The following is a 20,316-nucleotide window of genomic DNA, read 5'->3' as shown; positions in this document are numbered from 1 at the left end:
GCACCGAACGGCGACTTTGTTCGTCTGTCTCCGTGACACCGCACACCACGCACAGCCCTGAGGAGTGTTTCCGATGTTCCGCCGGCGAGAGCCCGTCCCGTTCTCCTTCGTCGCCGAGGCCGACCGTTTCCGCAGTAACGTCACTCCCCCGCCCAGGGAGCGCCTCGCGGCCTCCGAGGTCGTGGGCCGTACGCTGGTCGGGCTGACCGTCGTGGCCGGGCTCGTCGGGTCGCTGCTCTTCGGCATGCCGTCCCTCCAGTCGGGCGCGGCGGAGGGGCATCGGCAGCAGTCCGAGGCGTCCGACGGCCGTTGATCTGTACGGCCACCCTGGGGTGGCCCGGTCGGGACCGTCTGGGTAGCCTCACCGGGCACAGCCCCTTCGAGCGTGCTTGTGAGTGAGGATCAGTCGTGCCCCTGCCCTTCCTGACGGCAGACCGCGCTTTCGACGCGACAGACGATGTCGCGCTGCCCTTCGACGACCACGACCAGTGGCGACGTCCCTACCGACCGGGCCCGTGGCGGGTCGGCGCCGCGGCGCTGGCCCTGCTGCTCGCGTCCTTCGTGCTCTTCGCCGCGGTCATCATCGCCGCCGCGGGGGCGATGTCCGGCTCGATCGTCACCTTCGGGCTGGCCGCGCTGATCATCGCCGCCTCGCTGCGGATGCTGCGCGTGGGCGCCTGGGTCAGCCGGCACGGCGTGCGCCGCGTGGGGTTCTTCTCCACGACGACGGTCGCCTGGCCGCAGGTGACGGCCGTGCGCACGGCGCAGCAGCCGGTGCGCTGGCTGGGCCTCCCCCGCACCGTGCAGGGCCAGGCCCTGCTGCTCGACTGGCGTGGCGGTGAGCAGGTCGCCCTGCTCACCGACCACAACGCGGACTTCCTGTCCCGTATCGAGGCCTTCGACCGCGCCGCCGACACCGTCGAGGCGTGGAACGCCGAGTACGGCGTCCCCGCTACGCGCTGACCGAGGGGGCCGCCGGGCGGCCCTCGTGGAGCGCGATCGCCCGCTGCATCGCCTTGCGTGCGCGAGGGGTGTCGCGGGCGTCGTGGTACGCGACCGCGAGCCGGAACCAGCAGCGCCAGTCGTCGGGCGAGTCCTCGGTCTCCGCGCGCCGCCGCGCGAACACCTCGTCGGCGGAGTCCCGGTCGATCCGGCCGCCGGCGGTGCGCCTGAGCTCGTCCACCGGCAGGCCGCCCTCGGCCTCCAGTTCCCGGGCGAGGTGCTGGGCCCGGCGGGCGAAGCGGGTGTTCTTCCAGAGGAACCAGCCGCCGACGCAGGGCAGCAGGAACGCTATGGCGCCCATGCCCATGGCGAGCGGCTCGCCGGTGAGCAGGAGCAGGACCCCCTCCATCGCCACCACGCCGAAGACGAGCACCAGCACGGTGGCGAGGAAGAAGTACGTGATCTTTCCGCCCATGGCCGTCAGCCCAGGTCCAGGAAGTGTTCCAGGCCGAAGGTGAGGCCGGGAACGTCGACGACACGGCGGGCGCCCAGCAGGATGCCCGGCATGAAGCTGGAGTGGTGCAGGGAGTCGTGGCGGACGGTGAGCGTCTCGCCCTCGCCGCCGAGCAGCACCTCCTGGTGGGCCAGCAGGCCGCGGAGCCGTACGGCGTGCACGGGGACGCCGTCCACGTCCGCTCCGCGCGCGCCGTCCAGCGCGGTCTGGGTCGCGTCCGGCTGGGCGCCGAGGCCGGCCTCGGCGCGTGCCGCCGCGATCAGCTGCGCGGTGCGGGTCGCCGTGCCGCTGGGGGCGTCGACCTTGTTCGGGTGGTGCAGTTCCACGACCTCGACGGACTCGAAGTACGGAGCCGCGAGCTGGGCGAACCTCATGGTCAGGACCGCGCCGATGGAGAAGTTCGGGGCGATCAGGACGCCGGTCCGCGGCGAGCCGTCGAGCCACGTCCGCAGCTGCGCGAGGCGGTCCTCGGTCCAGCCGGTGGTGCCGACGACCGCGTGGATGCCGTGGCGCACGCAGAAGTCGAGGTTGCCCATCACCGAGGCGGGGGTGGTCAGCTCGACCGCGACCTGGGCGCCCGTCTCGGCGAGCGTCTCCAGCTTGTCGCCGCGGCCCAGCGCCGCGACCAGTTCCATGTCCTCGGCGGCCTCGACGGCGCGTACCGCCTCGGATCCGATGCGGCCCTGGGCTCCGAGGACCGCCACACGCAGCTTGCTCATTGCTCTGAACTCTCTCTAGGAGACGGATTCGTGCAGGCGTGCCGCCTGCTTGTCCTTCAGCGGCCCGATGACCGACAGCGAGGGGCGCTGTCCGAGCACGTCGCGGGCGACCTCCCGGACCTCGTCCGGGGTGACCGCGGCGATCCGGGCGAGCATGTCGTCGACCGACATCTGCGTGCCCCAGCACAGCTCGCTCTTGCCGATGCGGTTCATCAGGGCGCCGGTGTCCTCCAGGCCGAGGACGGTCGAGCCGGAGAGCTGCCCGATGGCGCGGGCGATCTCGTCGTCGGACAGTCCGTCGGCGGCCACCTTGTCCAGCTCGTCCCGGCAGATCCCGAGCACGTCGTGGATCTGGTTGGGGCGGCAGCCCGCGTACACGCCGAAGAGGCCGCAGTCGGCGAAGCCGGACGTGTACGAGTACACGCTGTACGCCAGGCCGCGCTTCTCGCGCACCTCCTGGAACAGGCGGGAGGACATGCCGCCGCCGAGCGCGGTGTTCAGGACGCCCAGCGCCCAGCGGCGCTCGTCCGTGCGGGCCAGTCCCGGCATGCCGAGGACCACGTGGGCCTGCTCGCTCTTGCGGCCGAGGACCTCGACCCGGCCCGCGGTGCGGATGGTGCGCAGGCCGTCGCGGGGGGCGACCGGGCGGGCGTCGGTGCGGCCGAGGGCGCCGGCCTTCTCGAAGGCGCCGCGGACCTGGCGTACGACCGTGGCGTGGTCGATGTTGCCCGCGGCGGCGACGACCAGGTGGGTCGGGTCGTAGTGCTTCTTGTAGAAGCGGGCGATCCGACCGCGGTCCAGGGCGTTGATCGTGTCGACGGTGCCGAGGACCGGGCGGCCCAGCGGGGTGTCGCCGAACATCGTGTGCGCGAACAGGTCGTGCACGACGTCGCCCGGGTCGTCCTCGGTCATGGCGATCTCTTCGAGGATGACGCCGCGTTCCGCGTCGACGTCGCTCTCCAGGATCAGTGAGCCGGTGAGCATGTCGCAGACGACGTCGATCGCCAGCGGCAGGTCCGTGTCGAGGACCCGCGCGTAGTAGCAGGTGAACTCCTTCGCGGTGAAGGCGTTCATCTCGCCGCCGACGGCGTCGAGCGCGGCGGAGATGTCGAGTGCGCTGCGCCGGCCGGTGCCCTTGAAGAGGAGGTGCTCCAGGTAGTGCGTGGCGCCGTTGAGGGCGGGGGTCTCGTCACGCGAGCCGACGTGCGCCCAGATGCCGAAGGTGGCGGAGCGCACGGAGGGCAGGGTCTCGGTGACGATCCGCAGGCCGCCGGGGAGGGTCGTGCGCCGGACCGTGCCGATGCCGTCCTTGCCCGGGAGAAGCGTTTGGGTACGGGCGACGGCCCGCCCCTCCGAAGAGGTGCGGGCCGTCGTCACGGAACTACGGGACGTCACTGGTCGGCGTCGTCCTTCTTGTCCTCAGCAGCGTCCTCGTCCGCCATGACGGGCACGAGGGAGAGCTTGCCGCGCTGGTCGATCTCGGCGATCTCGACCTGGACCTTGGCGCCCACCGCGAGCACGTCCTCGACGTTCTCCACGCGCTTGCCACCGGCGAGCTTGCGGATCTGCGAGATGTGCAGCAGGCCGTCCTTGCCGGGCATCAGGGAGACGAAGGCACCGAAGGTGGTGGTCTTGACGACCGTACCCAGGTAGCGCTCGCCGACCTCCGGCATGGTCGGGTTGGCGATGCCGTTGATCGTGGCGCGGGCGGCCTCGGCCTGCGAGCCCTGGGCGGCACCGATGTAGATGGTGCCGTCGTCCTCGATCGTGATGTCGGCGCCGGTGTCCTCCTGGATCTGGTTGATCATCTTGCCCTTGGGGCCGATGACCTCACCGATCTTGTCCACCGGGATCTTGACGGTGATGATGCGCGGCGCGTTCGGGGACATCTCGTCCGGAACGTCGATCGCCTCGTTCATCACGTCGAGGATGTGCAGACGCGCGTCACGGGCCTGCTTCAGCGCGGCGGCCAGGACCGAGGCGGGGATGCCGTCGAGCTTGGTGTCGAGCTGGAGCGCGGTGACGAAGGTCTTCGTGCCGGCGACCTTGAAGTCCATGTCGCCGAACGCGTCCTCGGCGCCGAGGATGTCGGTGAGGGCGACGTAGTGCGTCTTGCCGTCGATCTCCTCGGAGATCAGGCCCATGGCGATACCGGCGACGGGGGCCTTGAGCGGCACACCGGCGTTCAGCAGCGACATGGTGGAGGCGCAGACCGAGCCCATGGACGTCGAGCCGTTGGAGCCGAGGGCCTCGGACACCTGGCGGATCGCGTAGGGGAACTCCTCGCGCGTCGGCAGCACCGGCACGATGGCGCGCTCGGCGAGCGCGCCGTGGCCGATCTCGCGGCGCTTGGGCGAGCCCACGCGGCCGGTCTCACCGACGGAGTACGGCGGGAAGTTGTAGTTGTGCATGTAGCGCTTGCGGGTCACCGGGGAGAGGGTGTCCAGCTGCTGCTCCATGCGGAGCATGTTGAGGGTGGTGACGCCCAGGATCTGGGTCTCGCCACGCTCGAACAGCGCCGAGCCGTGCACGCGCGGGATGGCCTCGACCTCGGCGGCGAGCGTACGGATGTCCGTGATGCCGCGGCCGTCGATGCGGACCTTGTCCTTGATGATCCGCTCGCGGACCAGCTTCTTGGTCAGCGCGCGGTAGGCGCCCGAGATCTCCTTCTCGCGGCCTTCGAAGGCCGGGAGGAGCTTCTCGGCGGCGAGCTCCTTGATGCGGTCGAGCTCGGTCTCGCGCTCCTGCTTGCCGGCGATGGTGAGCGCCTGGGCGAGCTCGCTCTTGACCGCGGCGGAGAGCGCCTCCAGGACGTCGTCCTGGTAGTCGAGGAAGACCGGGAACTCGCCGGTCGGCTTGGCGGCCTTGGCGGCGAGGTCCGACTGGGCCTTGCACAGGACCTTGATGAACGGCTTCGCGGCCTCGAGACCGGCGGCGACGACCTCCTCGGTCGGCGCCTCGGCGCCGCCCTTGACGAGCTCGATCGTCTTCTCGGTGGCCTCGGCCTCGACCATCATGATCGCGACGTCGCCGTCCTCCAGGACGCGACCGGCGACGACCATGTCGAAGACGGCGTCCTCGAGCTCGGTGTGCGTCGGGAAGGCGACCCACTGGCCCTTGATCAGCGCGACACGGGTGCCGCCGATCGGGCCGGAGAAGGGCAGGCCGGCCAGCTGCGTGGAGCAGGAGGCGGCGTTGATCGCGATCACGTCGTAGAGGTGATCGGGGTTGAGCGCCATGATCGTCTCGACGATCTGGATCTCGTTGCGCAGGCCCTTGGCGAAGGACGGGCGCAGCGGCCGGTCGATCAGGCGACAGGTGAGGATCGCGTCCTCGGAGGGGCGGCCTTCCCGGCGGAAGAAGGAGCCGGGGATCTTGCCGGCCGCGTACATCCGCTCTTCGACGTCCACCGTCAGGGGGAAGAAGTCGAGCTGGTCCTTGGGGCGCTTGGACGCGGTGGTGGCCGAGAGGACCATCGTGTCGTCGTCCAGGTAGGCCACGGCGGAACCGGCGGCCTGCTTGGCCAGGCGGCCCGTCTCGAAGCGGATGGTGCGGGTGCCGAAGGTGCCGTTGTCGATGACGGCCTCGGCGTAGTGGGTCTCGTTCTCCACTAGCGGTTTCTCCTACGTGTTCGTCTTTGCGTCCGGGGCCCGTGTGGCCGGGGACGGTGTGAGGAGAAGCCCGCCTCGGGTGCGGGCCGGTCTTCGATCGAAGCACCCGGGAATGAGGGGTCCGGGAGCCACTACCGAGGACCGGCGGCGGGCCGGCGGCTTCTCGCTCGTGAATGTGGCGTTGTGCGACCAGACTAAGTGCCGGTCGGCACATTGCGCACGTACAGCAAAGGGAGCGGCCCCCTATTCGTGGGAACCGCTCCCTTCACGGCGTCTTACTTGGCACCGCCGGCCGCACCGCGGCGGATGCCCAGGCGGTCGACCAGCGCACGGAAGCGCTGGATGTCCTTCTTGGCCAGGTACTGCAGCAGGCGGCGACGCTGGCCGACCAGGATCAGCAGACCACGACGGGAGTGGTGGTCGTGCTTGTGCTGCTTGAGGTGCTCGGTGAGGTCCGAGATACGGCGGGAGAGCATCGCGACCTGGACCTCGGGGGAGCCGGTGTCGCCCTCCTTCTGGCCGAACTCGGCGAAAATCTGCTTCTTCGTAGCGGCGTCGAGAGACACTCGGTACTCCTCTGGTGTTCGTGCGCCCACGAGTGCCCCTGGTCTTGGTCTCAGGGGAGCTTCCGTGACTCGGAGGCGAAGGTCCGATGAGCGCAGCTTCCAGAGGATCCGGGATCCTGGGATCCGAGGATCGGGTGGATTCCGGTGGGTTCCGGGAGCGCGTACACAAACGGCCGTCACACAGCGTACCAGCTCGCCGGAGCGCGGTTACTTGCCGGTGAGCGAGCGGGCCGCCATGAAGACGTCCAGGACCGCCAGGCAGAGCGGCACGAGGGCGAGCAGCACGAAGCCCTCGGCGAGGTCGAGGAGCCGGCCCCAGAAGGGCGAGAGGCCCTTCCGCGGGATGATCAGGCCGATCGCGGTGACCAGGGCGGCACCGGCGGCGACGGCCGCGGTGAGCCAGATCGTGCGGATGTCCAGGCCGCCGCGGTCCCCGTACATCAGGAGGTCCTTGACCAGGTCGGCCGGCGGGTTCAGGGAGAGGCCGAGGATCAGCAGCGCGATCGCGGCGATGCCGGCCACCAGGACGCAGGCGACCTGGGAGGTGTAGCGGAAGAGGCGGGCGCGCAGCAGCATCGCGAGGCCGGCGGCGAAGGCCAGCAGCTGGCCCCAGACGTTGCCGGCGAAGCCGAGGACGGCGGCGGAGCCGACGACGACGGCCGCGCAGCCGCCGACGAGGCCGAGGAGCATCTCGTGGCCGCGGCGGGCCTGGAGCGCGATGCGCTCGCCGTCGACCGGCTGGACCTCGTCGGGGAGGGACTGGCCGGGTTCGGCGTGGAACTCCTCGTCGGTGGCGCTGCGCGGGGAGGCGTAGCCGATGGGGAGGCGGGCGAAGCGGGCCGACAGGCCGGGCAGGAAGGCGACCAGTCCGATGGCGACGGGAGCGCAGACGGCGYCGGTCTCGGTGGCGGACGACTCGGACAGGATCGCGAGGAAGGTGGCGAGGGTGCCGACGGTGGCCAGGAAGGTCGCGGCCACGAAGGGGGCGTCACCGCTGGGGGTGAGCGCGACCAGGGTGACGGCGGCGACCAGGACGGTCACGCAGCCGAGCAGGAACTGCAGGCGGCCGGGTCCGTCGCCGGCGTCGGGTCCGACGATCCCGGAGCCGGCGATCAGCAGCAGCGGGAGGGCGCCGAGCCCGAGGGCGACGGCGGTGCCGCGGTCCTTGTAGACGCGGGCGCGGACCCCGGCGAAGGCGGTGAGCAGCGCGCCGACGGCGCCGGCGACGACGCCGGGCAGGCTGTGCATGTCGTGGTGCACCGGGTCGGCGAACCAGAGCACGAAGCCCATCAGGACGAGGAGCAGCACTCCGGCGACCAGTCCGGCGCCGCGCAGCAGGTCGTCGCTCCACAGGTGCCGGTCACGGGTGACGGCGGAGGCGACCGCGTCGGAGACGTCGTCGAAGACCGCGGGCGGCAGCGACTGGGAGAAGGGGCGCAGCGAGAGGACCTCGCCGTCGAGCACCTGCTGGGCGGCGAGCGTGCGGGCCCCGTCGAGGACCGAGCCGTCGCGCCGGACGAGGTGGTAGCCGGTCGGGGTGCCGGCGGCCTGGGTCTGCCCCGTGAGCCGCAGGATCTCCGGGTAGACGTCGGCGACCGCGATGTCCTCGGGGAGTGCGACGTCGATGCGGCTGTCCGGCGCCACGACGGTGACGCGGCAGAAGCCGGTCGCTGCGGTCGTACTCACGTGTCTGGACCCCCTGATTCGCGGTTGCGCACACTGCGGCGCCACCCTACCGGGCACAACCCCCGGTCGCTGCAAGTAGGATCGCCACTCTCGCGGGGGAGGCCGTCGTTGATGGGGGCGCCGGTGCGGAAGCTCCCCTCAAGAGGTCCGCCCGCAACGAGGGATTGATGCTCCGGTGAGCCAGATCGTCGTCAAACGACCGCCGAGGTCCCTTCCTCCGGAAGTGCCCGGTGAGGAACTGGTCCTGGAGTCGCCGCCCGAACTCCCGCGGGGGCAGCAGGAAGGCATGCTGATGCAGCTCCTTCCGATGCTCGGCATGGGCTCCTCGGTGGTGTTCTTCTTCATGCCGGGGGCGCATCCGTTCATGCGCATCATGGGCATCCTGATGCTGGTCTCCACGGTCGGCATGGTCATCGCCCAGCTCGTGCGGTTCCGGAAGGGTACGCAGGGGCAAATTGCCGATGTCCGGCGCGACTACCTCAAATACCTCGCCCAGACGCGGCGCACGGTGCGGCGCACGGCGCGTCGGCAGCGGGACGCCCAGCTCTATCTGCACCCCTCCCCCGAGCAGTTGTGGTCCGTGGTGGCCGAGGGCTCGCGGGTGTGGGAACGCCGGGTGGGCGACAACGACTTCGGGCAGGTGCGGATCGGCCTCGGCACGCAGCAGCTGGCGACGCCGCTGGTGGCGCCGGACACCGCGCCGGTGGACGAGCTGGAGCCGCTGTGCGCGGGCGCGATGCAGCAGTTCCTGGCCGTGCACGGCTCGTTGGACGGACTGCCGATGGCCGTCTCCATGCGGGCCTTCTACCACGTGACGGTCTCCGGTGACCCGGAGGCGGCGCAGGCCGCGGCGCGCGGTCTGGTCTCCCAGCTGGTGACCCTGCACTCCCCCGACGACCTGATGCTCGCGGTGGTGGCCGCGCGGAACGCGCAGGAGCGCTGGGACTGGACGAAGTGGCTGCCGCACACGCAGGTCGCCGCGCACGTCGACGGGGCGGGCACGAAGCGGCTGTTCGGCGACGACCTCGGCGAGCTGGAGCAGATGGTCCGTTCGCGCCTGGACGGGCGTCCGCGGTTCAGCCGCGACAACCAGCCGGTGCTGGACCAGCCGCATGTCGTCGTCGTCCTCGACGGCGGGATGGTGCCTCCGGACTCGCTGCTGGCGGCCCCGGAGGGCCTGCAGGGCGTGACCATCGTCGAGGTGGTCTCCGGTGAGCTCGACGAACCGCGCGGCGGGCTGTCCGTCGTGGTGCGGCCGGGCCGGCTGCGCCTGGAGTCGGGCGGCGGCTACGCGTACGAGGGGGTGCCGGACGGGATCTCGCTGCCGGCCGCCGAGGCGCTCGCGCGTCAGCTCGCGCCGCTGCGGATGGGCGGCGGGGACGACGACGAACCCCTGCTCGCCAACCTGGACTTCACGGACCTGCTGAACCTCGGCGACGCGGGTTCGGTGGACGTGGCCCGGACCTGGCGGCCCCGCTCGGTGGCCGAGCGGCTGCGGGTGCCGATCGGTGTCGGCGAGGACGGCCAGCCGGTCATGCTGGACCTCAAGGAGGCCGCGCAGGAGGGCATGGGCCCGCACGGCCTGTGCGTGGGCGCGACGGGTTCCGGCAAGTCGGAGCTGCTGCGCACGCTGGTCCTGGGCCTGGCGGTGACGCACTCCTCGGAGACGCTGAACTTCGTCCTCGCGGACTTCAAGGGCGGTGCGACGTTCGCGGGCATGTCCCAGATGCCGCACGTCGCCGCGGTCATCACCAACCTGTCCGACGACCTGACGCTGGTCGACCGCATGGGCGACGCGATCCGCGGTGAGCTGCAGCGCCGTCAGGAGCTGCTGCGCTCGGCGGGCAACTACGCCAACATCCACGACTACGAGAAGGCGCGGGCGGCGGGCGCTCCGCTGGAGCCGCTGGCCTCGCTGGTCCTGGTCATCGACGAGTTCTCCGAACTCCTCACCGCCAAGCCCGACTTCATCGACATGTTCATCCAGATCGGCCGTATCGGCCGGTCGCTGGGTGTCCATCTGCTGCTGGCCTCGCAGCGCCTGGAGGAGGGCAAGCTCCGTGGTCTCGACACGTACCTGTCGTACCGGATCGGTCTGCGGACGTTCTCCGCGGCCGAGTCGCGTACGGCGATCGGCGTCCCGGACGCCTACCACCTGCCGTCGGTGCCGGGTTCGGGCTATCTGAAGTTCGGCACGGACGAGATGACCCGCTTCAAGGCGGCGTACGTCTCGGGCACGTACCGGACGGGCGGGCCGCGGCTCGCGGCCGGGCAGCTGCCGATCGAGCGGCGGCCGGCGCTCTTCACGGCCTCGCCGGTGCCGGTGGTGTACGCGGCGCCCGACCCGGCCTACCTGACGGCTCAGCGCGAGGAGGAGGACGAGGCGCTCGCGGACACCGTCCTCGACGTGATCGTGCGCCGGCTGGAGGGGCAGGGAGTACCGGCCCACCAGGTGTGGCTGCCGCCGCTGGACCAGGCGCCCTCGCTGGACCAGCTGCTGCCGGGGCTCGCGCAGACCGCGGACCGGGGTCTGACGGCGACGGAGTACACGCGGCCGGGCGGTCTGACGGTGCCGCTGGGCCTGATCGACAAGCCCTTCGAGCAGCGGCGCGAGGTGCTGTACCGGGACTTCTCCGGTGCGGCGGGCCACATGATGGTGGTCGGCGGTCCGCAGTCGGGCAAGTCGACGCTGATGCGCACGCTGATCTCGTCGTTCGCGCTGACCCACACCCCGGCCGAGGTGCAGTTCTACGTGCTGGACTTCGGTGGCGGCGGCATGGTGTCGCTGGCCGACCTGCCGCACGTCGGCGGGGTCGCGTCCCGGCTGGACCCGGAGCGGGTGCGGCGGACGGTCGCCGAGGTGCTCGGCGTGCTGAACCGGCGCGAGGAGTTCTTCCGGTCGAACAACATCGACTCGATCGCGACCTACCGGCGCAAGCGGGCCGCGGGTGAGCTGCCGGGCGAGGCCTGGGGAGACGTCTTCCTGGTCGTCGACGGCTGGGGTGGCTTCCGCAACGACTACGACATGCTGGAGCCGGTCGTCTCGGACATCGCGGCGCGGGGTCTCGGTTACGGCATCCACGTGGTGATCACCGCGGCCCGGTACATGGAGGTGCGGGCCGCGCTGAAGGACCAGATGCTCGGCCGGCTGGAGCTGCGGCTCGGCGACGTCATGGACTCCGAGTTCGACCGCAAGGTGGCGGCCAACGTGCCGGCGGGTGTCCCGGGTCGCGGCCAGGTGCCGGAGAAGCTGCACTTCATGGGCGCGCTGCCGCGGATCGACGGGTCGAGTTCGGCGGGCGACCTGTCGGACGGCACGGCGGCGTTCGTGCAGGCGGCGAAGAGCTCCTGGGCGGGCGCCCCGGCCCCGGCCGTGCGGCTGCTGCCGCGGCGGCTGCCGGCGGAGCAGCTGCCGAAGGGCTTCGAGTACCCGCAGCACGGCGTCGCGATCGGCATCGACGAGACGAACCTGGAGCCGGTGTTCGTCGACTTCGAGACGGATCCGTTCTTCCTGATCTTCGGCGAGAGCGAGTCCGGGAAGACGGCGCTGCTCCGACTGATCGCGAAGCAGCTGTGCGAGCGGTACACGCCGGAGCAGGCGCGGATCGTGGTCGGCGACTACCGGCGCACGATGCTGGAGGCGGTCGCGCCCTCGCACCTGCTCGAGTACGCGCCGATGGCGTCCGCCATGCAGATGCACATGGACGCGATCAACACGGTGATGACGAAGCGGGCTCCGAAGCCCGACATCACCCCGCAGCAGCTGCGGMKCCGCAGCTGGTGGACGGGCCCTCAGCTGTTCGTACTGGTCGACGACTTCGAGCTGGTCGCGACGAACTCGGGGAACCCGCTCCAGGTGCTGGTGGAGAACCTGCCGTTCGCGCGTGACGTGGGCATCCGCTTCATCGTGGCGCGCAGCGCGGCGGGCGCGTCGCGGGCGATGTACGAGCCCTTCATGCAGCGCGCGAAGGAGCTGGGCGCACAGGGCGTGCTCCTCTCCGGCGACCCGAGCGAGGGCGACATCCTGGGCAACGTCCGCGCCCGGCCGATGCCTCCGGGCCGTGGCACCTTCGTGTCGCGCAAGCGGGGCACGCCGCTGGTGCAGCTGGGCTGGCTGCCGGACCGGACGTAGCGAGGCCGCGCCGGGCGGGCACCCCCGAGGGGTGCCCGGCGGATCGTACGAGGGCCGGGGGACGGGGCGCCGTGGGTGGCGGCCCGTCCCCCGGCCCTCGGCGCGTCGGGCCCTGGGGTCGTCGGGCCTCGGTGTCTCCGTGGCCTTGGCGGCTCCGGCCCCTGGCGCCCCGGGTCCGCGGGGCGCCGGCGGGTCGGACTGCTCGCCCGGCCCGGCCGCCGACGATAAGCGGAAGGGCCCGTTCGAGTGATCTGTCGGCGTGGGACCGTTGCCCTAGGCTGGCGGACGCAGCTCGTCCGTACGACCGCGAAGGGACCCGCCATGGCCGACGCCGGCGAGAAGGAACGTCAGAAGGAAGCGCTCTACGCGCTCGACATCTCCGGGGTCGAGTGGCTGGGCGCGCCCGGGACGAGTCCGGACGAGGAGCGCGTCGAGATCGCGCACCTGCCGGAGGGGGCCGTGGCCATGCGGTCGTCGCTCGACAAGGAGACCGTGCTGCGGTACACGAAGGCCGAGTGGGACGCCTTCGTCCTGGGTGCCCGGGACGGGGAGTTCGACCTCACCTGAGGGCTGTCGCGGGCCCGGCCGGCGGAGTGCTCCCGGCCCGCCCGCGTGGTGCGGACATGCGTGAGGGGGTGGTCCGCCGGAACGGGCCACCCCCTCACGCGGGGACGCGTGATCTCATCCCATGTTCATGCGGAACCGGGCCGCGTTGCCCTTGTCGGTGTCCCGGTAACCGATGACGGACTCGTCGAGCAGCTGCGCGATGCGCATGAGGTCCTGGTTCATGCCCGACATGTCACGGGTGAGGCGGTCCTGGCTCTCGCGGTACGCGGTCTTCGCCTCACCGTCCCAGTTGGAGGCGACGCGGTTGACCTCGGTCATGAGGTCCTCCAGCTTCTGGGTGAGCTGGGTGGAGGTGAGGCGGACGTCGCCCGCCGCCTGCGTCACGGTGTCGTAATTGACGGCAGTCGTCATGTTCTTGGCTCCTGAGGTGAGAGAGACGAGAAAGGAGAGTGGCCGGGCCCGGAGCCTCAGGCCATGCCGAGGATGGCGCTCTGACCCTGGCTGGTGTCGTCCATCTTGCGGAAGCCGCGGATGCGGTCCTCCTCCTCGCGCGTGAAGCCGTCGGCGCTCATGCGCATGACCTCTTCGAGCTTGATGAGCTCGACGCGCATGTTCTTCAGGCGCAGGTTGAGGTCGTTCTGGACCCGGTCGTACTCCTTGCTGGCCGCACCCTGCCAGCCCGCCTGGATGCGGTCCACGACGCCGTTGAGCGAGGTGATGCGAGACTGCAGCTCGTCGTGGAAGTCCTGGATCCGGCCGGCGAGCTTGGTCTGTTCGGCACTGGTTACGTTCAGGTCTTTCGACATCTTGCCCCTTCTTCCTTCGGTGACGTCGACGGTCGCTGCCGTCGGGCCTTCCGATGCTGATTCGGACGGGAATCTCTTGATGCCGCCCCCGTGCTGGGTCACTGCACTGTCGTGCACCACCCGACGGTCACTCTAGCCAGTTGATACGACAGTTCCAACTGCAAAGTACCGAACCGGTACTTGGTGATGCGGTTCATCGGGCGACTCCGTGACGGCGCCTGCTGTCGCGGATCACGATGGCGGTCGTGGCGACGACCGCCACCAGGACACCACCGATGCCGAGGGCGTAGGTGGCGAGTCGTTCGGTCCGCTCCTGCGGCGTCTCCGTCAGGGCCAGATGGGCCGGTTCGGGCGCGGGCGCTTTGGGCGGACCGGGGTCGGGGACGGGCTGCGACTGCCGCTCGGCTCCGTCGGCGAGCGCGCGGACCGGATCGACGACGCCCCAACCCACGTGGTTGTCACGGCCGTTGACGGACCGCACCGCGGTCTGCTCGATACGGGCCACGATCTCGGCGGCCGTCCAGTCCTTGTACTTGGCGCGCAGCAGGGCGGCGACACCGGAGACGTACGGGGCCGAGAAGCTGGTGCCGTTGTCGACGCACTGGCCGCCGCCGGGCACGGTGGAGACCATGTCGACGCCGGGCGCCGCGACGCCCACGAAGGTGCCGGACTGGGAGAACGCGGCGCGTTCGTTGTTGCGGTCGGAGGACGCGACGGCGAGCACCCCGGGGAAGGCCGCGGGGTAGGTGTTCTTGAGTTTGCCGTCCATGCCGTCGTTGCCCGCGGAGGCGACGACCACGACCTCCTTGGCGAGGGCGCGGGCCACCGCCTTGGCCATCGAGGAGTCAACGCTCAGCGGCTGCGTGGTGTCCTGGGAGATGTTGATGACCTGGGCGCCCTTGGCGACCGCGTGGTCGATCGCCTGCGCCATCGTGTCGGACTTGCCGCTGTTCTTCTCGTCGTTCTGGCGGATCGGGATGATCGTCGCCTCGGGCGCGAGCCCGACGAAGCCGGTGCCCGGCCGCGGGCGGGCGGCGATGATCCCCGCGACCTTGGTGCCGTGGCCGACCTCGTCGACCGTGCCGTCGGTCTTGCCGCGCTTCTCGTCACCCGGCCCCGGGTTGTCCTTGTCGGGCTTGAGGTAGTCCTTGCCCGCCTTCGCGTCCACCGCGGTCTTCAGCTGCGGGTTGACGTCGTCGACCCCGGTGTCGATGACGGCGACGCGGACGCCCTTGCCCTTGGTGTCCTGCCAGAGCTCGTCCAGCAGCACCCGCTGGAGCGACCAGGGGATGCCCTCGATCTGCTTCTTCATCGGGAAGGTGCACTCGCCGCTGCCGTCGAGCCCGCCCACGGCCGGGCCGGCACCCGGGCCGCCGGCGGCGTACGCGGGCTGGGGCATCGCGAGGAGGCCCGTCAGGGCCGTGGCGGCGAGCAGGGCCGCGCCTCGGTACGTCGTCACCCGTGCCACCCCCTCAGGAACCCTGCGGCTGACGCGCGCTGTTGGTGTCCAGCCTCGGCCCCTTGGACAGGAACTCCGACCACGTGATCGGGACGAGGACCGGCGTCACCTTCTCGTAGCCGAGACGACTCTGCGCCTCGCTCGGTTCCGGGCGGCCGTCGGTCTGCTTGTTCTCTCCGGCGCCGATGTCGGAGTGCGCGGCGTCGCTGTCGCCGTTCGCCTGGACCGCGTAGCGCAGTCCGGTGTCGGTCACGAGGAACAGCGAGCCGTCCGGCTTGGTCTGGTTGCCCTGCACCTGGGTGTAGAGCAGGCCGCTGCCGGGCGTGACGTAGGTGCTGGTGCCGCCGGCGGTGATCTCGGCCGGGTACTTCGTGCCGGCCCACGTGGTCAGCGTGGTGCGGCCCTTGTCGTCGACCTTGTTGAGCACGCTGCACACGGTGTCGCGGGCGCCGTCGCCCGTCGCCGCGTTGACCTGGGCCGACTTGCGCGTGGGCCAGCGCCGTTCGGCGCCGAACGTGCCGGAGTCGGGCGTGAAGGAGGCCGCGTCGACCGTGGTGGCCTTGCCGTCCATGTCCAGGGTGTCGGTCTGCGGGGAGTTGATGAGCAGCCAGGCGGTGAAGTCGGACACCGGCTGCACCTTGCCCGGCAGGACGACGTAGTGCTGCGGTCCGGAACCGGTCTGGGCGAGCAGGACCATGCCGACCCGGTCCTCGGTCTGGCTCAGGCCGCTGCCGCCCGCGCCGCCGATCCCGGCGGCGGTGCCGACCTGGCCGGGGATCTGCGGGAACTCGACGGGACTGCCGGTGTGCAGGGTGGCGAGCCAGTCGTCGGTGACCTGCTGCGGTTCCTTGTTGAGGCCGACGAGCGCGGTGGTGAGACCGGCCGACTGGGCCGGGTCGCCGGGCACCGCGTACTTCGTCCCGGTGTGGTCGACGAGGTAGCGGGCGTTGTCCTTCTGCCCCTTGACGTACAGGATCTGCCCGTCGCCGAGCTTCTCGCCCTTGCCCTCGGTGCGCGTGAAGTCCCGTTCGGCGAAGACGAAGGTCGCCTTCTGGACGCTGGATCCCTTGCCGCCGCCGGGCTGTTCGCACACCGCCCAGCGCTTCGCCCTGCCGGCCTCGTCGGCGCCGGGGAGGCGGTCGGGCGCGTAGGGGATGCCGAGGATCGGGCCGCGCGGCGGGTTGCCCCCGTCGAGCACCTTGTCGTCGACCTGGATGACGGCGAACTCCTGCGGGGTGAGCAGGAGCCGGGCGGACGCGAGGTTGAGGACGGGGTGGAGCAGCGTCTTCTTGCCGCTTCCCTTGCCGGTGGTGAGCACGACGTACCGGGTCGTCGACTGCTTGCCCACGATCACCTTGGTGCCGGGCTTGTCCCAGCCCTTGGGCGCCTTGGGGCTGAACATGCCCCAGGCGCCGAAGCCGGCGAGCACCAGCGCCCCGACGACGAGGCCCGGCACGACCGCGCGCAGCGGCCTCGGCGCCCCCTCCTCCGTACCCGAGGGAGAGGGTTGGAGAAATGCGGCCACCGTGCGCTTCTTCGCAAAGGTGTACGCGTTGAGTTCGTCCCGCCGTGATGCCATGAGTCCCCATTTTCGTCAGGCGCAGTCTTCACCGACGGACCCGGGGAGCATGGCACCCGGGCCCCGGCTGTCGGACCGGCCCCCTACTATGCCTGCTGTCCGGTGGTGCTTGTGGGGCGGGTAGGGTGATCCAGCCGCCAAAGCCCTGGCGGGCCAGGGGTGATCGGGACGAATTGGGGGGATTCTCCATGATGGCATCCGCGACGCGGACACGGTCCGCTGCGGGGGCACCCTCCTCCGCGCCTCGGACGCGGCCTTCGACCGACGGTCCCGGTGCTCCGGCGTCGGTCTCTCCGCGACTGCAGGCACGGCCGGGACACTTCGGATCGTTCCGATTGCAACAACTCGTACTGATTGAGGTCGCGGCCGCGCTGCTGCTCGTTGCCTGGGTCGTGGAGCCGTTGCTGCTGGTCCCCGCCGGTGTGGTCGCGGCGCTGCTCGTCCTGCTGGCCGTCGTCCGCCGGCACCGCCGCTCGATGCCGGAGTGGCTGACCACCTTCCTCGCGCTGCGCGCGCGCAGCCGCCGCGCCGCCTCGCTCGTCGTGCCGGAGGGCACCGAGCCGGGCCTGGCACCGGTGGTGGAGTGCGATCCGGCCCTGCGCACCTACGCGTACAGCGACCGGGACCGCCGTCCGGTCGGGATGATCGGCGACGGCACCTTCCTCACCGCGGTCGTGCGCGTCGAGTCCGACGCCACGGCACTGCGCCCCGACCGCTCGGCCCGGCCGCTGCCCGTCGCGCTCGTACGGGACATGCTGGAGGTCGACGGCATCCGGCTGGAGTCCGCCCAGATCGTCCAGCACACCCAGCCCGCGCCCGCTCCGCACCTGCCCGCGCAGTCGATGGCGGCCCGCAACTACGCGCCGCTGCAGGCCCAGACGGGGTCGCCGGCGCTGCGCATCACCTGGATCGCGCTGAAGCTCGACCCCGAGCTGTGTCCGGAGGCGGTCGCCGCACGCGGCGGCGGCATGGAGGGCGCGCAGAAGTGCGTGGTGCGCGCGGCGGACCAGTTGGCCAGCCGGCTGGCCGGGGCGGGCTTCCGGGCGACGGTGCTGACCGAGCAGGAGCTGACGGCGGCGATCGCGACCTCGACCTGTGCCAGCCCGATGGCCATCGCCCAGGCGGGCCGGGGGCAGGCGCAGGCGCGCCGCACCCAGGAGACCGCGCGGACCTGGCGGGTGGACGACCGGCGGCACACGACGTACTGGGTCGGGCGCTGGCCCCAGTTGGGCGGGGCGGGTGGCGGTGCCGGCGCCTCGATGCCGCAGCTGATCGCGCTGCTGACCTCGCTTCCGGCACTGGCGACGACGTTCAGCCTGACCCTGAGCGGCGGCGACCGCCAGGAGGTGACGGTGACCGGCCACGTACGCATCACCGGGCGGAGCGACGAGGAACTGGTCGCGGCCCGCCACGAACTGGAGCGCGCTGCGCGCGGGGTGAAGACGGGTCTGGTGCGGCTCGACCGCGAACAGGTCCCGGGAATGCTGGCCTCGCTGCCGCTCGGAGGTGCGCGCTGATGTCCTACCCCTCTGCCTCTCCCTCTTCTTCCTATCCGTCCTCCTCCTACCCGCCGCCGGCGCCCGCGCCGTCCTCGCGCGGTACGGGCGGGGGTTCGGGTTCCGGCCGGCGTTCGGGGCGGTCGGCACGGCCGCGGCTCGGCTTCGGGCTCGTGGGCCCGCGCCGCGACCGTCATGCCGTACCGCTCGACCAACTGGGCGCGCTGACCCTGCCGGTCGGCGACGACGGCCTGGTCATCGGCGTGGACGCCGAGAGCCGGCCGGCGGTCCTGGGCATCAACCGGCCCACTCCGTACGAGGTCACGCTGATCGGCGGCCTGTGGACGGCCCAGGTCATCGCCCTGCGCGCCGCCGCGACCGGCGCCCGTATCGCGGTGGAGACGGGGCGCGCCCAGGCGTGGACCGCCCTCGCGCAGGCCGCCGGGGGCGGCCAGCCGTGCATCACGCTGCACGACGTCGGCCGGGTGCCGCCGCAGGGCGCGTCGGCCGGCAGCCCGGTGGTCGTGGTGCGCGACTGCGGCATGCGTCCGCCGCGCGGCCGCGTCGTGTCCGGTCCCTGGCAGTCGGTGGTGACGCTGCTGCCGTATCTGAGCCCGGTGGCGCCCCGCCTCCTGGAGAAGTCCTCGCTCGTCGGCGTCCAGCGGGTGTCCCCGGACGAGGCGACGCAGATCGGCCGGATCATGGGACTGCCGCGCGGGGAGTCGGAGGCGCTGTCGACGCTGGCCGACGGAGTGACCCTGTGGTGCACGCCCAGCGACCGGCAGTTCGTGATGACGCAGGCGACCGACGCCGAGACCGGATTGTTGGGCAGCGCGCGCCGTATGGACTGAAGACGCGGATGCCTTCAAGTCCGTCCGTTTATGTACCGTTTTGGATCGCCATGGGATCGCCGGGGTGTTCACTCTGCGGCGCGGGTAGGTCACTTGGGGGCGGAACCTGACCCGGGGGACGGGCGTGGGCGGGCCGACGGCCCTGCCCCACCGACACGGATGGCGATTAGGGTGGGAAGGGCCCGCCCACGACGGCACAAGGGTGCGCGACCACACCAGGAGGCAAAGTGAACGGCGATCGGGACGAGATCCGGGGGGGCTGGAATCCGCCCGTCGACGATCAGTCCGACGCGGATCCCGCCGAGATGACGGGTGAGTTCACCATCGACTACACCCCTCCGGCCTGGTACACGCAGAACGCGTCCGGAGGTTCGGGCACGGCGGGCGCCACCGCCCCGCCGCCGAGCGGGGCCCCCGTCGCCGTGCCGGGGCTCCCCGCGGGCAGCGGTTTCGAGCCCAACTGGGCCCCCGCGCCCCAGGCTCCCGCTCCGGCTCCGGTTCCTCCCGCTCCGGTTCCGCCGGCGCAGCCCGCGCCCCAGGCACCGGCACCCCAGGCACCGCTGCCTGCCGCGCCGCAGCCGCCCGTCCCGTCGGCGGCCGTGCCCCCCGCTCCTCCCGTGCAGGCACCCGCCCCTCWGGCGCCGGTGACCCCGGAGCCCGTCACCGCGAGCGCGCCCGCCGACGGCGGTTCGCTCGGGGGCGGCGACCTGGAGAGCGGTGCCACGATGCGCTTCTCCCCCGCCGCGCTCCGGCGCGAGATGGCGGAGATCTCCGAGCGCGCCGAGAACGCCCGGTCCGAGACGCCTCCCGCCGCACCCACGGCCGACGCGCAGGCCGGTGCTGCACCCGCCGCCACCGGCTCCGGCGAAGGCCCGGCCGACGGTGCGGACGGCGCGGCGGACGCCGAACCGGCGGCGGTCCAGGCCGTCTCCGGCGACGTGGCCGCCCCCTCCGACGACGCCGGCTCCCCCGCGGAGGCCCGGGCCGATGCCGCCGACGGGGCCGCCCCGGCCGCGGATGCTCCCGAGGCGCCCCGGCCGACGCCGGTGGGCGCGACGGACGACGCGGCCGAGGTTCCCGTGGCGGACCCGGCGGGCGACGACCCGGCGGGGCCCGGCCAGGAGCCCGCGGACGCCCAGGTAGCCGACGCCCAGGTCACGGACGCCCAGGTCACCGACGCGGAGCCGCAGGGCGGAGCGGCTCCGGTCGTGCCGGCCGCGGACGAGACCGCGACCTCGGCGGCCGAGCGTGCCGGCGTCCGGGTTGGCGTCGATCGCCAGGATCTTGTCCTGCCGCTCGGTCGCCAGCGTCGAGCCCAGCGCGGTCGTCGTCGTGGTCTTGCCGACACCGCCCTTGAGGGAGATGACCGCGATCCGGTAGCAGGACAG

16 protein-coding genes and 2 pseudogenes are annotated in these 20,316 nt (G+C 71.8%); 7 read left to right on the top strand and 11 right to left on the bottom strand.

Translation table 11 applies throughout. The features are described 5' to 3' along the window. Positions 1-73 precede the first annotated feature (73 nt). Complete coding sequence (locus EAO71_RS24630; RefSeq protein WP_147979982.1) at positions 74-313, top strand: hypothetical protein; 240 nt, start codon at positions 74-76, stop codon at positions 311-313. A gap of 95 nt (positions 314-408) precedes the next feature. Next, on the top strand, positions 409-963 hold the full coding sequence (locus EAO71_RS24625; protein ID WP_147979981.1) for a hypothetical protein: 555 nt from the start codon (positions 409-411) through the stop codon (positions 961-963). On the opposite strand, the gene EAO71_RS24620 is transcribed toward EAO71_RS24625, so the two are convergent. From EAO71_RS24620 to eccD, 6 genes are all read right to left on the bottom strand, one after another. Beyond that, entirely contained in the window at positions 953-1,417 is a 465-nt protein-coding gene (locus EAO71_RS24620) for a tetratricopeptide repeat protein (RefSeq protein WP_147979980.1), read from the bottom strand. The genes EAO71_RS24625 and EAO71_RS24620 overlap by 11 nt on opposite strands. Positions 1,418-1,422: 5 nt before the next feature. Beyond that, positions 1,423-2,175, bottom strand: a complete 753-nt coding sequence (gene dapB / locus EAO71_RS24615; RefSeq protein ID WP_147979979.1) for a 4-hydroxy-tetrahydrodipicolinate reductase — start codon at positions 2,173-2,175, stop codon at positions 1,423-1,425. Between the two features lie 15 nt (positions 2,176-2,190). Next, positions 2,191-3,570, bottom strand: coding sequence for a M16 family metallopeptidase (locus EAO71_RS24610; RefSeq protein ID WP_147979978.1), 1,380 nt, complete (start codon positions 3,568-3,570; stop codon positions 2,191-2,193). Next, positions 3,567-5,786: a polyribonucleotide nucleotidyltransferase gene (locus EAO71_RS24605; RefSeq protein ID WP_147979977.1), complete on the bottom strand. Its 2,220-nt coding sequence runs from the start codon at positions 5,784-5,786 to the stop codon at positions 3,567-3,569. Before EAO71_RS24605 ends, EAO71_RS24610 begins: the two co-directional genes overlap by 4 nt. Positions 5,787-6,061: 275 nt before the next feature. Then, the gene (rpsO, locus tag EAO71_RS24600) at positions 6,062-6,352 is read right to left on the bottom strand and encodes a 30S ribosomal protein S15 (protein ID WP_147979976.1); all 291 of its coding nucleotides are present in this window, start codon (positions 6,350-6,352) and stop codon (positions 6,062-6,064) included. A 207-nt stretch (positions 6,353-6,559) separates the two neighbouring features. Then, positions 6,560-8,038 (bottom strand): type VII secretion integral membrane protein EccD, encoded by a 1,479-nt coding sequence (gene eccD / locus EAO71_RS24595; RefSeq protein ID WP_147979975.1) that lies wholly within the window; start codon positions 8,036-8,038, stop codon positions 6,560-6,562. Between the two features lie 175 nt (positions 8,039-8,213). Here eccD and eccCa point away from each other — a divergent pair, with 175 nt between their 5' ends. Together eccCa and EAO71_RS24585 are read left to right on the top strand one after the other, a co-directional pair. Continuing rightward, positions 8,214-12,170: a type VII secretion protein EccCa gene (eccCa, locus tag EAO71_RS24590; protein ID WP_147979974.1), complete on the top strand. Its 3,957-nt coding sequence runs from the start codon at positions 8,214-8,216 to the stop codon at positions 12,168-12,170. Between the two features lie 321 nt (positions 12,171-12,491). Further along, complete coding sequence (locus EAO71_RS24585) at positions 12,492-12,737, top strand: DUF397 domain-containing protein (protein ID WP_147979973.1); 246 nt, start codon at positions 12,492-12,494, stop codon at positions 12,735-12,737. 114 nt (positions 12,738-12,851) lie between these two features. Here EAO71_RS24585 and EAO71_RS24580 read toward each other — a convergent pair whose 3' ends face one another. From EAO71_RS24580 to eccB, 4 genes are all read right to left on the bottom strand, one after another. After that, a complete protein-coding gene (locus tag EAO71_RS24580) occupies positions 12,852-13,148 on the bottom strand; it encodes a WXG100 family type VII secretion target (protein WP_147979972.1) in 297 nt (98 codons plus the stop codon). Positions 13,149-13,204: 56 nt separating this feature from the next. Beyond that, positions 13,205-13,543 (bottom strand): WXG100 family type VII secretion target, encoded by a 339-nt coding sequence (locus EAO71_RS24575; RefSeq protein WP_147979971.1) that lies wholly within the window; start codon positions 13,541-13,543, stop codon positions 13,205-13,207. Positions 13,544-13,736: 193 nt separating this feature from the next. Continuing rightward, complete coding sequence (gene mycP / locus EAO71_RS24570) at positions 13,737-14,942, bottom strand: type VII secretion-associated serine protease mycosin (RefSeq protein WP_147980046.1); 1,206 nt, start codon at positions 14,940-14,942, stop codon at positions 13,737-13,739. 73 nt (positions 14,943-15,015) lie between these two features. Then, entirely contained in the window at positions 15,016-16,581 is a 1,566-nt protein-coding gene (gene eccB, locus EAO71_RS24565) for a type VII secretion protein EccB (protein WP_147979970.1), read from the bottom strand. A gap of 191 nt (positions 16,582-16,772) precedes the next feature. Here eccB and eccE point away from each other — a divergent pair, with 191 nt between their 5' ends. The 3 genes and pseudogenes from eccE to EAO71_RS40110 form a co-directional block, all read left to right on the top strand. Beyond that, positions 16,773-18,098 (top strand): type VII secretion protein EccE, encoded by a 1,326-nt coding sequence (gene eccE, locus EAO71_RS24560; RefSeq protein WP_147980045.1) that lies wholly within the window; start codon positions 16,773-16,775, stop codon positions 18,096-18,098. Then, positions 18,098-18,928 carry a hypothetical protein gene (locus EAO71_RS24555; protein WP_261992321.1) on the top strand — a complete coding sequence of 277 codons (831 nt, stop codon included), beginning with the start codon at positions 18,098-18,100 and terminating at the stop codon, positions 18,926-18,928. The genes eccE and EAO71_RS24555 overlap by 1 nt, the downstream gene beginning before the upstream one ends. A gap of 227 nt (positions 18,929-19,155) precedes the next feature. After that, positions 19,156-19,233: pseudogene (locus EAO71_RS40110) on the top strand (SCO5717 family growth-regulating ATPase); the annotation flags it as partial. Positions 19,234-20,157: 924 nt separating this feature from the next. Here EAO71_RS40110 and EAO71_RS39735 read toward each other — a convergent pair. Next, positions 20,158-20,316: pseudogene (locus EAO71_RS39735) on the bottom strand (AAA family ATPase); the annotation flags it as partial.

The sequence above is a fragment of the Streptomyces sp. MS191 genome (assembly GCF_008042125.1).
In the GTDB taxonomy this organism is placed as follows: Bacteria; Actinomycetota; Actinomycetes; order Streptomycetales; family Streptomycetaceae; genus Streptomyces.
This window is presented reverse-complemented; position numbering and strand designations above follow the sequence as displayed.

Bases quoted from the DNA above. Each gene is read 5' to 3' on its own strand.
- EAO71_RS24630 (WP_147979982.1), top strand. From the start codon at position 74: ATGTTCCGCCGGCGAGAGCCCGTCCCGTTCTCCTTCGTCGCCGAGGCC.
- EAO71_RS24620 (WP_147979980.1), bottom strand. From the start codon at position 1,417: ATGGGCGGAAAGATCACGTACTTCTTCCTCGCCACCGTGCTGGTGCTC.
- dapB (WP_147979979.1), bottom strand. From the start codon at position 2,175: ATGAGCAAGCTGCGTGTGGCGGTCCTCGGAGCCCAGGGCCGCATCGGA.
- EAO71_RS24585 (WP_147979973.1), top strand. From the start codon at position 12,492: ATGGCCGACGCCGGCGAGAAGGAACGTCAGAAGGAAGCGCTCTACGCG.
- EAO71_RS24580 (WP_147979972.1), bottom strand. From the start codon at position 13,148: ATGACGACTGCCGTCAATTACGACACCGTGACGCAGGCGGCGGGCGAC.
- EAO71_RS24575 (WP_147979971.1), bottom strand. From the start codon at position 13,543: ATGTCGAAAGACCTGAACGTAACCAGTGCCGAACAGACCAAGCTCGCC.
- mycP (WP_147980046.1), bottom strand. From the start codon at position 14,942: ATGCCCCAGCCCGCGTACGCCGCCGGCGGCCCGGGTGCCGGCCCGGCC.
- eccB (WP_147979970.1), bottom strand. From the start codon at position 16,581: ATGGCATCACGGCGGGACGAACTCAACGCGTACACCTTTGCGAAGAAG.
- eccE (WP_147980045.1), top strand. From the start codon at position 16,773: ATGGCATCCGCGACGCGGACACGGTCCGCTGCGGGGGCACCCTCCTCC.
- EAO71_RS24555 (WP_261992321.1), top strand. From the start codon at position 18,098: ATGTCCTACCCCTCTGCCTCTCCCTCTTCTTCCTATCCGTCCTCCTCC.